Source organism: Oceanimonas sp. MB9 (genome assembly GCF_011319775.1).
Lineage (GTDB): Bacteria > Pseudomonadota > Gammaproteobacteria > Enterobacterales > Aeromonadaceae > Oceanimonas > Oceanimonas doudoroffii.
The window spans coordinates 151,361-165,629 of the sequence record NZ_VFBE01000009.1; the positions used below are offsets into that span (position 1 = coordinate 151,361).

General features: G+C 59.1%; 13 protein-coding genes and 1 pseudogene. 6 read left to right on the top strand and 8 right to left on the bottom strand.

The features are described from left to right. Nucleotides 1–8: 8 nt before the first annotated feature. From epd to fbaA, 3 genes are all read left to right on the top strand, one after another. Nucleotides 9–1,028, top strand: coding sequence for an erythrose-4-phosphate dehydrogenase (gene epd, locus OJHNALOF_RS12080; protein WP_165662163.1), 1,020 nt, complete (start codon nucleotides 9–11; stop codon nucleotides 1,026–1,028). Between the two features lie 42 nt (nucleotides 1,029–1,070). Next, entirely contained in the window at nucleotides 1,071–2,234 is a 1,164-nt protein-coding gene (locus tag OJHNALOF_RS12085; RefSeq protein ID WP_094200734.1) for a phosphoglycerate kinase, read from the top strand. Nucleotides 2,235–2,295: 61 nt separating this feature from the next. Then, nucleotides 2,296–3,375, top strand: a complete 1,080-nt coding sequence (gene fbaA / locus OJHNALOF_RS12090) for a class II fructose-bisphosphate aldolase (RefSeq protein WP_094200735.1) — start codon at nucleotides 2,296–2,298, stop codon at nucleotides 3,373–3,375. A 105-nt stretch (nucleotides 3,376–3,480) separates the two neighbouring features. Here fbaA and arcA read toward each other — a convergent pair whose 3' ends face one another. Continuing rightward, nucleotides 3,481–4,197, bottom strand: coding sequence for a two-component system response regulator ArcA (gene arcA / locus OJHNALOF_RS12095; RefSeq protein ID WP_094200736.1), 717 nt, complete (start codon nucleotides 4,195–4,197; stop codon nucleotides 3,481–3,483). Between the two features lie 407 nt (nucleotides 4,198–4,604). Between arcA and OJHNALOF_RS12100 the strand changes: the two genes are divergently transcribed. Further along, the gene (locus OJHNALOF_RS12100) at nucleotides 4,605–5,096 is read left to right on the top strand and encodes a putative 4-hydroxy-4-methyl-2-oxoglutarate aldolase (protein WP_165662164.1); all 492 of its coding nucleotides are present in this window, start codon (nucleotides 4,605–4,607) and stop codon (nucleotides 5,094–5,096) included. Between the two features lie 51 nt (nucleotides 5,097–5,147). Here the strand turns inward: OJHNALOF_RS12100 and aceK are convergent, their stop codons facing one another. The 7 genes and pseudogenes from aceK to map all read right to left on the bottom strand — a co-directional run bounded on the left by aceK (nucleotide 5,148) and on the right by map (nucleotide 12,244). Beyond that, entirely contained in the window at nucleotides 5,148–6,872 is a 1,725-nt protein-coding gene (aceK, locus tag OJHNALOF_RS12105; RefSeq protein ID WP_165662165.1) for a bifunctional isocitrate dehydrogenase kinase/phosphatase, read from the bottom strand. A gap of 177 nt (nucleotides 6,873–7,049) precedes the next feature. Next, nucleotides 7,050–8,420: an adenylosuccinate lyase gene (purB, locus tag OJHNALOF_RS12110; protein ID WP_165662166.1), complete on the bottom strand. Its 1,371-nt coding sequence runs from the start codon at nucleotides 8,418–8,420 to the stop codon at nucleotides 7,050–7,052. Nucleotides 8,421–8,474: 54 nt separating this feature from the next. Further along, nucleotides 8,475–9,098: a high frequency lysogenization protein HflD gene (gene hflD / locus OJHNALOF_RS12115; protein ID WP_094200739.1), complete on the bottom strand. Its 624-nt coding sequence runs from the start codon at nucleotides 9,096–9,098 to the stop codon at nucleotides 8,475–8,477. Nucleotides 9,099–9,100: 2 nt separating this feature from the next. Continuing rightward, nucleotides 9,101–10,201 (bottom strand): tRNA 2-thiouridine(34) synthase MnmA, encoded by a 1,101-nt coding sequence (mnmA, locus tag OJHNALOF_RS12120; protein ID WP_165662167.1) that lies wholly within the window; start codon nucleotides 10,199–10,201, stop codon nucleotides 9,101–9,103. Nucleotides 10,202–10,337: 136 nt separating this feature from the next. Beyond that, nucleotides 10,338–10,787, bottom strand: coding sequence for an NUDIX hydrolase (locus tag OJHNALOF_RS12125; protein ID WP_165662168.1), 450 nt, complete (start codon nucleotides 10,785–10,787; stop codon nucleotides 10,338–10,340). Further along, nucleotides 10,787–11,374, bottom strand: a pseudogene (locus OJHNALOF_RS12130) (pseudouridine synthase); the annotation flags it as partial. The gene OJHNALOF_RS12125 and the pseudogene OJHNALOF_RS12130, both read right to left, overlap by 1 nt. A 78-nt stretch (nucleotides 11,375–11,452) precedes the next feature. Next, nucleotides 11,453–12,244 (bottom strand): type I methionyl aminopeptidase, encoded by a 792-nt coding sequence (map, locus tag OJHNALOF_RS12135; RefSeq protein WP_094200743.1) that lies wholly within the window; start codon nucleotides 12,242–12,244, stop codon nucleotides 11,453–11,455. A 294-nt stretch (nucleotides 12,245–12,538) separates the two neighbouring features. Between map and rpsB the strand changes: the two genes are divergently transcribed. Continuing rightward, nucleotides 12,539–13,264 carry a 30S ribosomal protein S2 gene (gene rpsB / locus OJHNALOF_RS12140; protein ID WP_094200836.1) on the top strand — a complete coding sequence of 242 codons (726 nt, stop codon included), beginning with the start codon at nucleotides 12,539–12,541 and terminating at the stop codon, nucleotides 13,262–13,264. A gap of 102 nt (nucleotides 13,265–13,366) precedes the next feature. Continuing rightward, a complete protein-coding gene (gene tsf / locus OJHNALOF_RS12145; RefSeq protein ID WP_165662170.1) occupies nucleotides 13,367–14,245 on the top strand; it encodes a translation elongation factor Ts in 879 nt (292 codons plus the stop codon). Nucleotides 14,246–14,269 lie beyond the last annotated feature (24 nt).

Consider the following 14,269-nt stretch of genomic DNA (forward strand, 5'->3'; position numbering starts at 1 on the left):
AGACAGCAATGATTCGACTCGCCATCAACGGTTATGGCCGCATCGGCCGTAGCGTGTTGCGTGCCTTTTACGAGCGCGGCCTGGACCGGCGCATGAAAATCGTGGCCATTAACGAACTGGCCGAGCCCGAGGCCATGGCCCACCTGACCCGTTACGACTCCAGTCACGGCCGGTTTGCCCGGGAAGTCAGCCTGGACCACGAGGGCATGCGAATTGGCGACGATCACATTCGGCTGTGTCATGAGCCCGATGCCGGCCGCTTGCCCTGGGCCGAGCTGGGGGTAGATCTGGTGCTGGACTGCACCGGGGTGCTGTCCAGCCGGGCCGACGCCGGCCTGCACCTGGCGGCGGGGGCGGGGCGCGTGCTGTTTTCCCATCCGGCCGACAGCGACGTTGACGCCACCATTGTCTATGGCGTCAATCACCAGCAGCTCACCGGTGATGAGACCATTGTCTCGAATGCGTCATGCACCACCAACTGCGTGGTTCCCGTGATCGAAACCCTGCATCGTGTGTTCAACATCAAATGCGGCAATATCACCACCATTCACTCGGCCATGAACGATCAGCAGGTGATCGATGCTTATCATCCCGATCTGCGCCGTACTCGCGCCGCCAGCCAGTCCATTATTCCGGTGGACACTAAGCTGGCCAAGGGTGTTGAACGCATATTGCCGCACTTTGCCGGCAAGTTCGAAGCCATTTCCGTGCGGGTGCCCACCATCAACGTGACCGCCATGGATCTCAGCATTATTGTGGAAAAACACGCCTCGGTGGACGAAGTCAATCGAGTGCTGCGCGAGGCTGCTCACGGGCCGCTCAAGGGTATTCTCGATTACACAGAAGCACCGCTGGTGTCGGTGGACTTCAATCACGATCCCCATTCTTCCATTATTGACGGCACCCAGACTCGGGTGAGTGATGCCAACCTCATCAAGATGCTGATGTGGTGCGACAATGAATGGGGCTTTGCCAACCGCATGCTGGATACCAGCCTGGCCTGGCTGACGGCAAGGCAAGCAAATTAACAGATTCGGTTAACAACAGTACTGCCAATTAGAGGACGCATTATGTCTGTCATCAAAATGAATGAACTCGATCTGTCCGGCAAGCGGGTGCTGATCCGTGCCGACCTGAACGTGCCGGTGAAAAACGGCAAGGTCGGCTCCGACGCCCGCATCCTGGCCTCGCTGCCCACCATTGAGGCGGCCATGGCCCAGGGCGCCAAGGTGATGGTGACCTCGCACCTGGGACGTCCTACCGAAGGGGAATATGCCGACGAGTTCTCGCTGCAGCCGGTGGTGGACTACCTGGCCGCCAAGCTGGACGCTCCGGTACGTCTGGCAACCGACTACCTGAATGGCCTGGAACTGGCCGAAGGCGAGCTGGTGGTACTGGAAAACGTGCGCTTCAACAAGGGCGAGAAAAAGGACGACGAAACCCTGTCCCGTCAGTATGCGGCCCTCTGTGATGTGTTCGTAATGGATGCCTTCGGCACCGCCCACCGCGCCCAGGCCTCTACCCACGGTGTGGCCAGGTTCGCCCCCGTGGCCTGTGCCGGCCCGCTGCTGTCCGCCGAGCTGGAGGCCCTGGCCAAGGCCATGGACAAGCCCGCCCGCCCCATGGTGGCCATTGTCGGCGGATCCAAGGTATCCACCAAGCTGACCGTGCTTGAGTCCCTGTCTCAGGTGGCCGACCAGCTGGTGGTGGGTGGCGGCATCGCCAACACCTTTATCGCCGCCGCCGGCCACTCGGTGGGCAAGTCGCTGTATGAGCCGGAGCTGCTCGACACCGCTAAAAAACTGGCCGCCGAGTGCGCCATTCCCCTGGCCACCGACGTGGTGGTGGGTACCGAATTCTCCGAGCAGGCCGAGGCCGCCATCAAACCGGTGAGCGAGGTCAATGCCGATGACATGATTTTTGATCTCGGCCCCGACTCTGCCGAGGCCCTGGCCAAAATCTTGAAGGAAGCCAAGACCATTCTGTGGAACGGCCCGGTGGGCGTGTTTGAATTCGACCAGTTCGCCCAGGGCACCGAAGTGGTGGCCCGCGCCATCGCCGAGAGCGACGCTTTCTCCATCGCCGGTGGCGGCGACACCCTGGCGGCCATCGACAAGTTCGGCATCAAGGACAAAGTATCCTACATTTCCACCGGTGGCGGCGCCTTCCTGGAGTTTGTGGAAGGCAAGATCCTGCCGGCGGTGGCCATGCTTGAGCAGCGCGCCAAGGACTGAACCCCATTTATTTAACACGGCCGGTTTTACCGGCCGTGAACAAGCTTACAGGAGCAAAACAATGTCCCAGAAAATTTCCGACGTGGTCAAGCCGGGTGTGGTCAGCGGCGATGACATGCAGAAAATTTTTGAAATCGCCAAGGCCAATCAGTTCGCCCTGCCGGCGGTGAACGTGGTGGGCACCGACTCGGTCAACGCGGTGATCGAAGCCGCCGCCAAGGTGAAGTCGCCGGTGATCGTGCAGTTCTCCAACGGCGGCGCCGGCTTTTTTGCGGGCAAGGGCCTCAAGCTGGAAGGCCACCAGGCCGCCATTCTGGGCGCCATTTCCGGCGCCCGCCATGTGCATGCGGTGGCCGAAGCCTATGGCGTGCCGGTGATCCTGCACACCGACCATGCCGCCAAAAAGCTGCTGCCCTGGATTGACGGCCTGCTCGACGCCGGTGAAAAGCACTTTGCCGAGACCGGCAAGCCGCTGTTCAGCTCCCACATGATCGATCTGTCCGAAGAGAGCCTGGAAGAAAACATCGAGATCTGTGCCCAATATCTGGCGCGCATGAGCAAGATCGGCATGACCCTGGAGATCGAGCTGGGTTGCACCGGTGGTGAGGAAGACGGCGTCGACAACACCGGCATGGACAGCTCCCTGCTTTACACCCAGCCGGAAGACGTTGCCTACGCCTACGAGAAACTGAGCGCGGTCAGCGACAAGTTCACCATTGCCGCTTCCTTCGGCAACGTGCACGGCGTGTACAAGCCCGGCAACGTCAAGCTGACCCCGCAGATCCTGGACAACTCTCAGAAGTACGTCTCCGAGAAATTCGGTCTGGCGCCCAAGTCCCTGAACTTCGTGTTCCACGGCGGCTCCGGCTCTTCTGCCGAGGAGATCAAGGAGTCTATCGAGTATGGTGTGATTAAGATGAACATCGACACCGACACCCAGTGGGCCACCTGGGCCGGCGTGATGGATTATTACAAGGACAAGGAAGCCTATCTGCAGGGCCAGATCGGTAACCCGGATGGCGACGACAAGCCCAACAAGAAGTACTACGACCCCCGTGTCTGGCTGCGTGAGGGCCAGCTCAGCATGATCGCCCGCCTGGAGCAAGCGTTCCGCGAACTGAACGCCGTCAACGTGCTGTAAGCCACCAGTAAGCGCAAACAAAAATACCGGCCATGAGGCCGGTATTTTTTTAGCTTGTTTGCAGGCCCAATTTTTGGGGCAGTGCCCGGCTTGAGCGGGGCCTTGTCAGCCTTCCAGCTCGCCGCAGAAGCGGTAGCCTTCACCGTGAATGGTGGCGATGATTTCGGGCGTGTCCGGTACCGATTCGAAATGCTTGCGAATACGGCGAATGGTCACGTCCACGGTGCGGTCGTGGGGTTTGAGCTCACGGCCGGTCATTTTCTTCAACAGCTCGGCACGACTCTGGATCTGGCCCGGATGCTCGCAGAAGTGCACCATGGCACGGAACTCACTGCGGGGCAGCTTGAACATTTCACCGTTGGGGCTTATCAGGGCGCGGCTGTTGATGTCCAGGGTCCAGCCGTTGAAGCGGTAGGCTTCCACCTGCTTTTCTTCTTCCTGGGTATCGGGCGCCTGCATGGTGCGACCCAGCAGGTTGCGGGCGCGAATGGTGAGCTCACGGGGATTGAACGGCTTGGTGATGTAGTCGTCGGCACCGATTTCCAGGCCCAGGATCTTGTCGACCTCGTTGTCGCGACCGGTGAGGAACATCAGCGCCAGGTTGTGCTGTTCGCGCAGCTCCCGGGCCAGCAGCAGGCCGTTCTTGCCGGGCAGGTTGATGTCCATGATCACCAGGTTGACCTTGTGGCTGGACAGGGCCTTGTACATTTCCTCACCGTCGGTGGCTTCCAGCACGGTGTAACCTTCCGCCTCAAAAATGCCTTTAAGGGTATTGCGGGTGACCAGTTCGTCTTCAACGATAAGAATGTGTGGAGTCTGCATGAGCTTACCTGTTCTATGAATGTAAAAATACTGTCGCTGGTACCGGGGTGAAGGCCGTCAACATGGGCCGGCATTGAATGTAACAAGTTTACACCATTCCGCCCATCGCCACGGGCTTGCACCTGTCCCGATACCGTTATTGTTTTTATATGCGTCCCATGCAGTTACTGCGTCATACCCAACAGACTTGAAAACGGGAAGAACAGAGGTCCTTTTAAAAAATTGGTGTTATTTTAACAGTTAACAGGGGCATAACAACAGTTTGCAATGGATAATGTTACATAGTTTTATGAAGGGGCTTGATCCAGGTCAAGCCCGAAATTCATACGATTCCGTGGTTGTTGCCGCAAGGCCCTTGGCGCTTCGGTCAACGTACCGGAACACAGTGTTTGACAACGGAGAATGAAATGCTCGATTTGCTGCCGGATCTGTGTGACGAGCACGCAGACAAAATAAAGGTACTGGACCCGGTTTTTAAGGACTTTGGAGGTTCGGCCCTGTTCTGGGGACAGGCGGTCACGGTGCGCTGCTATGAAGACAACTCCCGAGTGCGGGAGCTGGTGTCCCAGCCCGGCACCGGCAAGGTGCTGGTGGTGGATGGCGGTGGCCTGCTGCGCTGCGCCCTGATGGGCGACATGCTGGCGGAAAAGGCCCTGGAAAACGGCTGGGAAGGCATTGTGATTCACGGTGCCATTCGTGACGCCGGTACCCTGGGTGCATTGTCGCTGGGCATCAAGGCGCTGGCGGCCTGTCCGATCCGCTCGGAAAAGCGCGGCGAAGGCGTGGTGGACGTGCCGATCACCTTTGCCGGCGTTACCATACAGCCGGGCGACTATGTGTACGCCGATCTCAACGGTGTGCTGGTGTCCCGCGAGCCCCTGAGCCATCCGCAGCTGTAATTTCTGTGTGAGTGGAAAGGAGACAGGAGTAAGGGGAGTAACTGCTTCACCTCACTCCTCACGACTTTCACCGTACTTGTACCTGAACCGTTGCCGGCACTGGTAGGGGAAAATATCCCCCACCATGCCGCTTTCAATGTTCTGTTGCTGCCTGCGCCAGTATTCGGCGGTAAATAGCTCCATATGCTGCTCACTAAAGGCGGCGCGCACTCGCGGCTTGTACAGCAGAAAGGTTTTGAACTCTTCCGGAAACACATCATTCGGTCCCACCGAATACCAGGGCTCAGGGCAGAGTTGATCCTGAAGGTGGTCGGTTTTGGGAATGGCGCGAAAATGGCACTCGGTCATGTAGGCAATTTCGTCATAGTCGTAGAAAATCACCCGGCCGTGACGGGTGACGCCAAAGTTTTTGAACAGCATGTCGCCGGGAAAGATATTGGCGGCGGCCAGCTGTTTGAGGGCGTTGGCGTATTCGTCCAGGGCATCGTGCAACTGCTGATCGTCGGCCTGCTCCAGGTGAAGGTTAAGCGGAATCATGCGCCGTTCGGTATAAAGGTGATGAATGATCAGCCGGTCATCCCTGAGGGTGAGTTGTGACGGTACTTCCCGCTGCAATTCGTCGAGCAGTTCTGGGCTGATGCGGTTCAGGGGCAGCTCGAAGTTGGTAAATTCCATGGTGTCGGCCATGCGGCCCACCCGGTCGTGTTGTTTGACCAGCCGGTACTTGGCCTTGACGGTGGCGCGATCCACGGTTTTGGGTGGTGTGACCTTGTCCTTGATTACCTTGAATACCACGTCGGATGACGGCAGGGTAAATACGCTCATGACCATGCCCTTGATGCCTTCCGCCGGCACGAACCGATCCCGTGAAGCCTGTAGCTGCTGCAGAAACTCTCGGTAAAAAATGGTTTTGCCGTGCTTTTGCCAGCCGATGGCGTTGTAAATTTCGTAGTCCGACTTGTTGGGCAGCAGCGGCCGCAAAAACTGCACCAGCAGTGATGGTTGAGGGCACCACACCATGAAATAGGCGCGGGCAAAGCCAAACAAAATGGAGGCGTCGTCATGGCTTAGCAGCAGGGTGTCGATCACCAGGCCACCCTGCTCATGCAATATCGGCAGAATAAAGGGCAGGGGACCTTCGGGCCGCTCCAGACGGCCAATGAGGTAGGCACCCTTGTTGCGGTAAAACAGGGTGTTGATAACGGTCAGCCGCAAGGGCATATCGGCCAGCCCCTGCTCGGCCAAGGTGCGCCGAACGTGCTCAAGATCCCGAGCCAGGTGAATAAAGGGGGGGGCCAGCCGCAGGCGCGTCAGCAGGTGTTGCAGGGTGCCGACCAGAGCCCCCGGTGCGATCTGGTAGTGCCAGGTGACGGGCGCAAGATCCTGCTCCCCCGGCTGAGGCACGAAGGGGTGCACATAGAGGTTTTCGGCACGAATGCTGCGGTGGCGGGTGGAGCGGCGGTAGACCGAGTTGTAGAAGGATTCGGCCATGTCGGCATTGGCATGGTTTATCAGCAGATCGTTAAAGGCCTGCTTCAGTGCCTTCAGCTCCTGATGGCGCAGGGGGCTGCGGTTGTAGTCGAGCACGGCCCGCACCGTGTTGTTGACGTGCTCGTCATACAGCCAGATGCGTCTGCGCGCGGCCTGTTGCACGCCCTGCCAGTCCTGGCGTTCAAAACGGGCCCTGGCCCCTTGAGTGAGCACCAGAAAATAACGGTGAAAGTCGTCGAAACCGCGCATGACGATATGCGCCATTTCCCGAGTTCGGCTGTTCATGACCATGCAGCTCCCGATAAAGACCGAAAAGCATGTTAATGAACCGCAAGGGAAAAAAGCCAAGGGGCAGTGAGCGTTTTGTGGTCTGCCGCAAGTTGCGGAGAAGGGAAAGCGGGAAATCTGTGACCTGGTCATGCATCTGGAGCGCCCCGGTGGGCGCTCCAGACACAGGATGCGTTACTTCAGCTCGTCGGTGAGCTTGACCGCGCGGCCGATGTAGTTGGCCGGGGTCAGTTGCTTGAGCTCGTCTTTCACGGACTCGGGCAGTTCCAGGCCGTCGATAAAGGCGCGCATGCCGTCACCGTCTACCCGCTTGCCCCGGGTCAGCTCTTTCAGCTTCTCGTAGGGCTTTTCGATGCCGTAACGGCGCATCACGGTTTGTACCGGCTCGGCCAGCACTTCCCAGTTCTGATCCAGATCGGCGGCCAGCGCCTGGGAGTTGGCTTCCAGCTTGCTGATGCCCTTCAGGGTGGCCTGATAGGCGATCAGTGAGTAGCCCACGGCCACGCCCAGGTTGCGCAATACGGTGCTGTCGGTCAGATCTCGCTGCCAGCGGGAAATGGGCAGCTTGGCGGCCAGGTGATTGAAAATGGCATTGGCCAATCCCAGGTTGCCCTCGGAGTTTTCAAAGTCGATGGGGTTGACCTTGTGGGGCATGGTGCTGGAGCCGATTTCGCCGGCCACGGTTTTCTGCTTGAAATAACCCACGGAGATATAGCCCCACACGTCCCGATCGAAGTCGATCAGAATGGTGTTGAAGCGGGCAAGGGCGTCAAACAGCTCGGCGATGTAGTCGTGGGGCTCGATCTGGGTGGTGTAGGGGTTCCAGGTCAGGCCCAGGCCGGTGACGTACTGCTCGGAGAAGGCGTGCCAGTCTACTTCCGGATAGGCGGAGATATGGGCGTTGTAGTTGCCCACGGCGCCGTTGATCTTGGCCAGCAGCTCCACGCCCTGGATTTGCTTGAGCTGACGCTCCAGACGGTAGGCGACGTTGGCCATTTCCTTGCCCAGGGTGGTGGGCGAGGCGGGCTGGCCGTGGGTGCGGCTCAGCATGGGCAGATCGCGATATTGGGCGGCCAGGCGCTTCACTTCGTCGATCAGTTGCTGGCAGTAGGGCACCACCACGTCATCGCGGCCGGCCTTCAGCATCAGGGCGTGGGCGTTGTTGTTGATGTCTTCACTGGTGCAGGCAAAGTGAATGAACTCGCTTACCGCGGCCAGCTCGGGCAGGGCCTCAACCTTTTCCTTCAGGAAGTATTCCACGGCCTTGACGTCGTGGTTGGTGGTGCGCTCGATGTCCTTGATACGCTGGCCGTCGGCCTCGCTGAAGTTGGCGACAATGCTGTCGAGCAGGGCGTTGGCTTCATCGGAGAAGGCCGGTACTTCGGCAATGGCGTCCTGGGCGGCCAGGGCCTGCAGCCAGCGAACTTCCACCTCTACGCGAAAGCGCAGCAGGCCGAACTCGGAGAAAATGGCGCGCAGCGCCTCGGTTTTGCTGCCGTAACGGCCATCGACCGGGGAAATGGCCGTTAATGCTGACAATTCCATGAACTGAAACTCCTGAAGGTTGGGGGGTAGTTAAAGCAAATTGGTTAAAACAAATCAGTAACGCAGCGCGGCCTGGGCCTGAGCCACCAGTCGCTTGCGGGAAAACAGAATATGACGGCGTTTTCCGCCGAGCTGGCGCCACAGCACGGCGCTGCGAATGCCTGCCAGCAGCAGGGCGCGGATCTGGTGCTGCACCAGCGGCTGCTGCAGAAAGCTGGGGTTACCGGCCACCTGAATGCGCGGCCCCAGCGGGCTGATAATGTCGCTGTAAATGCCGGCCAGGTTGCCCAGCACCTGTTCGTCGAGCAGCTCGAAATGGTGCAGCTGGCGTTTGACCTGGCTGATGCGCTCACCCAGCATCGACAGCAGATCCCGGCGCTTGGACAGCTTGCGCTCCAGCGCCACCAGTCCCACCAGATAACGGGTAAGCTCGGCGTTTTTCTTGCTGCTGTCGGGGCTGAGCTGTTCGATCAGGGTTTGGTAGCCCAGGCGCAGGTGGTCGTGGCCGCCGTAAATGTCCGCCGACTGGGCGGCATCGGTCACCATGATGCTGTTCAGGGTGGTGGCCAGTACTTCTTTGTCTTCGATAACGCCCTGGCGGGCCACCTGTTGCACCAGGCTTGCCGCCTGACAGATACCGGCAAAGGCCAGGGTTTGACTTTCCAGACTGTGACTCACGCTTAATCCTTGTTGAACCGGGTTTCAATAATGCCGCCGCCCAGGCAGACCTCGCCGTGGTAGAACACCGCCGACTGGCCCGGAGTGACCGCCGCCTGAGGCTCGTCAAACAGCACGCGAATGGTGTCGGCATCTACCGGCTCAATGGTGCAGGGAATGTCGGTCTGGCGGTAGCGGGTTTTCACGCTGCAGCGCACCGGCTCGGTGATCGGCTGGCGATTCACCCAGTGCAGCTGGCGGGCGATCAGGCCGTCGGAATAGAGGCGGGGGTGATCGCCCTGGGCCACCACCAGCACGTTGCGTTCCACTTCTTTGTCGACCACGTACCAGGGCTCGTCGCCGGCATTTTTCAGGCCGCCGATGCCAAGGCCCTTGCGCTGCCCCAGGGTGTGGTACATCAGGCCCTGATGCTGGCCGATGATGTCGCCGTCCACGGTTTCAATGTTGCCGGGCTGAGCGGGCAGGTAGCGGGCCAGGAAGTCGGTGAACTTGCGCTCGCCGATAAAGCAGATGCCGGTGGAGTCCTTTTTCTTGGCGGTGACCAGCTCCAGCTGTTCGGCAATGCGGCGCACCTCGGGCTTTTCCAGCTCGCCCACCGGAAACAGGCTTCTGGCCACCTGTTGAGAGCTCAGGGTATAGAGGAAATAACTCTGATCCTTGTTGCCGTCGAGGCCGCGCAGCAACCTGGGTTCGTCGTCAAAGCTGCGGCGCACATAGTGGCCGGTGGCGATGTAATCGGCACCCAAATCCTCGGCGGCGAATTCCAGGAACGCCTTGAACTTGATTTCCTTGTTGCACAGGATGTCGGGATTGGGGGTGCGGCCGGCCTTGTATTCCGCCAGAAAATGCTCGAACACATTGTCCCAGTATTCGGCGGCAAAATTGATGGTGTGCAGTTCGATGCCGAGTTTGTCGCACACGGCCTGGGCGTCGCGCAGATCTTCCGCCGCGGAGCAGTACTCGTCGGTGTCGTCTTCTTCCCAGTTCTTCATGAACAGGCCTTCCACCTGATAGCCCTGCTGTTGCAGCAGGTAGGCCGAGACCGAGGAATCCACACCGCCGGACATGCCGACAATCACTTTCAGCTGACTGTTATCGCTCATAACGCCCATTAACTCGATTGCAAAACGGGCGCTATTTTACCAGACAAATGTCGTGAGGGGTAATGGGGAAGGAGGGAGGGATATAGCTCCGTTTCTGATCGTTATATGCACCATCATTACCCCCATGAAATGGGGCCTATCGCGGGGCCGGTTTCAGCGCCGACAGCGGAAACCGCTCGCCTTTGAGGTAATCCTGCAGGGAGGCCAGGATCAGCGGGCTGCGCAGCCGATCGCCCAGGGCTGCTATCTCCGCCAGGGTCAGCCAGTGGCAGCGAATAATGTCACCGTCCGGGTCCTGTGGGTGGGTGGCCAGTGGCTCGGCTACCTCGGTGCAAAAGGTAAAGCGCACAAAGTGCTTGCCGTTGTCCGGCGCCGTGTATTGATACACACCCACCGCTTCTGTCAGCGGCAGCGCCAGGCCGGTTTCTTCCAGCAACTCGCGGCGCGCGCCGTCCAGCAGGTTCTCACCCGGCTCAAGGTGGCCGGCGGGCTGATTGAACATCACTTTGCCCTGCTGCCATTCTTCCACCATCAAAAAGCGCTCATTGGCGCGCACGATCACCGCCAGGGTTACCGCATGACTCATAGTTTTCTCCATTGCCCGGGTGGCAGGTCGTCCAGGGTCCAGTTGCCCACGGCGTAGCGAATAAGCCGCAGGGTGGGAAAGCCGATATGGGCGGTCATGCGCCGTACCTGGCGATTGCGCCCCTCGGTGATTTGTATCTCCAGCCAGGTGGTGGGAATGGCCTTGCGCTCGCGTATGGGCGGGTTGCGCGGCCAGACTGCCGGCTCGTCCATGCGCCGTATCTTGGCCGGCAGGGTGGGGCCGTCCTTCAGCTCCACGCCCTGTCGCAACTGGTCGAGGTCGGCCTCAGTGGGGTCGCCTTCCACCTGCACCCAGTAGGTTTTGGCGGTCTTGCGCCCGGGCTGGGTCAGGCGGGCATTGAGGGCGCCGTCATTGGTCAGCACCAGCAGGCCCTCGCTGTCCCGATCCAGCCGGCCGGCAGCATACACTCCAGGCACGTCCACGTAGTCGGCCAAAGTCTCGCGACCCTCGCCGTCGGTAAACTGGCACAGCACCATATAGGGCTTGTTCAGCAATAAGGTAACCGGTGGGCCTGAGGGCTTTTTCGGCGCGGGCTTGCGGGGGCGACGGGTAACGTTGGGCTTCATGGAGGTTATTCGGGGTATGGGGAACAGGGAGTGGGAAAAGGTTGGGATTTACGTTGCTCATCCCAACCTACTTCAGTTTTAGCTTTCGGCGGTGATGATTCTCGGCAGGTTGTCGTCCTGCCGCAGGGTCAGCACTTCACAGCCGGTTTCGGTCACCAGCAGGGTGTGCTCATACTGGGCCGACAGGCTGCGATCCTTGGTCACCACGGTCCAGCCGTCGTTCAGCATCTTGCTGTGGCGCTTGCCCACGTTGATCATCGGCTCAATGGTCAGACACATGCCGGCCTTCAGTACCTCGCCGGTGCCCGGCTTGCCGTAGTGCAGCACCTGGGGCTCTTCGTGGAACTCCTTGCCAATGCCGTGACCGCAGTATTCCCGCACCACGGAATAGTTGTGGGCCTCGGCGTGCTTTTGAATGGCGGCGCCGATGTCGCCCAGGTGCACTCCGTCCTTGACCATTTTAATGCCAAGTTCCATGCACTCCTGGGTCACTCGGCACAGGCGCTCGGCCATGATGCCGGGCTTGCCCACGATGAACATTTTGGAGGTGTCGCCGTGGTAGCCGTCCTTGATCACGGTGATGTCGATATTGAGAATGTCGCCGTCCTTGAGTTTCTTGTCGGACGGAATGCCATGACAGATCACGTGGTTGACCGAGGTACAGATCGACTTGGGAAAACCGTGGTAGTTCAGCGGCGCCGGAATGGCCTGTTGCTCATTCACGATATAGTCATGGCAGATCCGGTTGAGTTCGTCCGTGGTCACGCCGGGCTTTACATGGGGCTCGATCATTTCCAGCACCTCTGCGGCCAGGCGGCCGGCCACGCGCATTTTTTCGATTTCTTCCGGGGTTTTTATGACTATGCTCATACTCGTCTCTGTGAAATGGCTGGGCGATTTAGCGGGCGTACCCGTGAGAGGGTCAAAAGTGTACCCTTGCCGGCCGCCAACTTCCAGCGCCGAAATCGCACCCGGCTCTGGTGCGGGCGGGGCAAATGTGGTATAAAGCGCGCCGTGATGCCGGGTTGCGTCTGTTGGGCAATTCCGCCGTCACCAACATTCACTTTTTTAACACACACACACATCGGCACATGCTCCAGGGTGCCTTCGGGTCGGAGTCATGGGATGTGTGGAGGCCTAACCCAATACATATTTGAGGAAATCATGGCACAAGTATCTATGCGCGACATGCTGAAAGCCGGCGTTCACTTCGGTCACCAGACCCGTTTCTGGAACCCCAAGATGAAGCCTTACATTTTCGGCGCCAGCAACCGGGTTCACATCATCAACCTGGAAAAGACCGTTCCCCTGTTCAACGATGCGCTGAACTACCTGGGCAACGTTGCTTCCAAGAAAGGAAAGATCCTGTTTGTTGGTACCAAGCGCGCAGCTTCTGAAGCCGTTAAAGAAGCCGCTACCAAGTGCGACCAGTTCTACGTCAACCACCGCTGGCTGGGCGGTATGCTGACCAACTGGAAAACCGTACGTCAGTCCATCAGCCGCCTGAAGGATCTGGAAGCCCAGTCTCAGGACGGTACCTTTGAAAAGCTGACCAAGAAAGAGGCGCTGATGCGTACTCGCGAAATGGAAAAGCTGGAAAAGTCCCTGGGTGGTATCAAGGACATGGGCGGTCTGCCCGACGTACTGTTCGTCATCGATGCGGATCACGAGCACATCGCCATCAAGGAAGCCAACAACCTGGGCATCCCCGTGGTATCTGTAGTTGACACCAACTCCAACCCGGACAACGTGGACTACATCATCCCCGGTAACGATGACGCCATCCGTGCCGTTCAGCTGTACCTGAGCGCCGCTGCCGATGCCGTGAACGCTGCCCGCGCGCAAGACCTGGCCGTGCAAGCCGAAGACAACTACGTCGTAGAAGAATAATAAAGACTGAGCTCAGCTCACGCCTTTATTAACCATACGCAAGTTACAGGTTAACAGGGGCCATGTGCCCCTGTTTTCTTAACAAGACCGAGGACATTACGAATGGCAAACATTACCGCTGCCCTGGTAAAAGAACTGCGCGAGCGCACTGGCGCCGGCATGATGGATTGTAAAAAAGCCCTGATCGAAGCCAACGGTGACATCGAGCAGGCCATTGAAGACATGCGCAAGTCCGGCCAGGCCAAAGCCGCCAAGAAAGCCGGCCGCATCGCCGCCGAAGGTATCATCCTGGCCCGCCAGGCCGGCAGCGTTGCCGTGCTGGTAGAAATGAACAGCGAAACCGACTTCGTTGCCAAGGACGCCAGTTTCCGCGCCCTGGGTGAGCAGATCGCCGATCTGGCCCTGGCCAACAAGATCAACGACGTTGAAGTACTGAAGGCCGCCGAGCTGGCCAACGGTGAAACCGTTGAAACCGCCCTGACCAACCTGATCGCCAAGATCGGTGAAAACATGAGCCTGCGTCGCGTCGTGCTGGTGGAAGGCGACAACGTGACCACTTATCTGCACGGCACCCGCATCGGCGTTATCGCCAACCTGCAGGGTGGCGACGAAGAGCTGGCCAAAGACGTGGCCATGCACGTGGCTGCTTCCAGCCCGCAGTTCGTTAAGCCCGAAGACGTGTCCGCCGAAGTAGTGGCCAAAGAGCGTGAAATCCAGGTGGAAATCGCCGTTAACTCCGGCAAGCCGAAAGACATCGCCGAGAAGATGGTTGAAGGCCGCATGAAGAAGTTCACCGGCGAAATCTCCCTGACCGGTCAGCCCTTCGTTAAGGATCCGTCCATCTCCGTGGGCGACCTGCTCAAGCAGAACGGCGCCGACGCCCTGGGCTTCGTACGTTTCGAAGTGGGTGAAGGTATCGAGCGTAAGGAAGAAGACTTCGCTGCCGAAGTTCAGGCTCAGATCGCCGCTTCCAAGGGTTAATTCCCGCCCCTTTTAATGCTGTTC

Excerpts from the sequence above, each read along its gene's own strand:
- arcA (WP_094200736.1), bottom strand. The coding sequence starts at position 4,197 with ATGCAGACTCCACACATTCTTATCGTTGAAGACGAACTGGTCACCCGC.
- map (WP_094200743.1), bottom strand. The coding sequence starts at position 12,244 with ATGAGCATAGTCATAAAAACCCCGGAAGAAATCGAAAAAATGCGCGTG.
- rpsB (WP_094200836.1), top strand. The coding sequence starts at position 12,539 with ATGGCACAAGTATCTATGCGCGACATGCTGAAAGCCGGCGTTCACTTC.
- tsf (WP_165662170.1), top strand. The coding sequence starts at position 13,367 with ATGGCAAACATTACCGCTGCCCTGGTAAAAGAACTGCGCGAGCGCACT.
- OJHNALOF_RS12085 (WP_094200734.1), top strand. The coding sequence starts at position 1,071 with ATGTCTGTCATCAAAATGAATGAACTCGATCTGTCCGGCAAGCGGGTG.
- aceK (WP_165662165.1), bottom strand. The coding sequence starts at position 6,872 with ATGAACAGCCGAACTCGGGAAATGGCGCATATCGTCATGCGCGGTTTC.
- OJHNALOF_RS12100 (WP_165662164.1), top strand. The coding sequence starts at position 4,605 with ATGCTCGATTTGCTGCCGGATCTGTGTGACGAGCACGCAGACAAAATA.
- epd (WP_165662163.1), top strand. The coding sequence starts at position 9 with ATGATTCGACTCGCCATCAACGGTTATGGCCGCATCGGCCGTAGCGTG.
- mnmA (WP_165662167.1), bottom strand. The coding sequence starts at position 10,201 with ATGAGCGATAACAGTCAGCTGAAAGTGATTGTCGGCATGTCCGGCGGT.
- OJHNALOF_RS12125 (WP_165662168.1), bottom strand. The coding sequence starts at position 10,787 with ATGAGTCATGCGGTAACCCTGGCGGTGATCGTGCGCGCCAATGAGCGC.
- purB (WP_165662166.1), bottom strand. The coding sequence starts at position 8,420 with ATGGAATTGTCAGCATTAACGGCCATTTCCCCGGTCGATGGCCGTTAC.
- fbaA (WP_094200735.1), top strand. The coding sequence starts at position 2,296 with ATGTCCCAGAAAATTTCCGACGTGGTCAAGCCGGGTGTGGTCAGCGGC.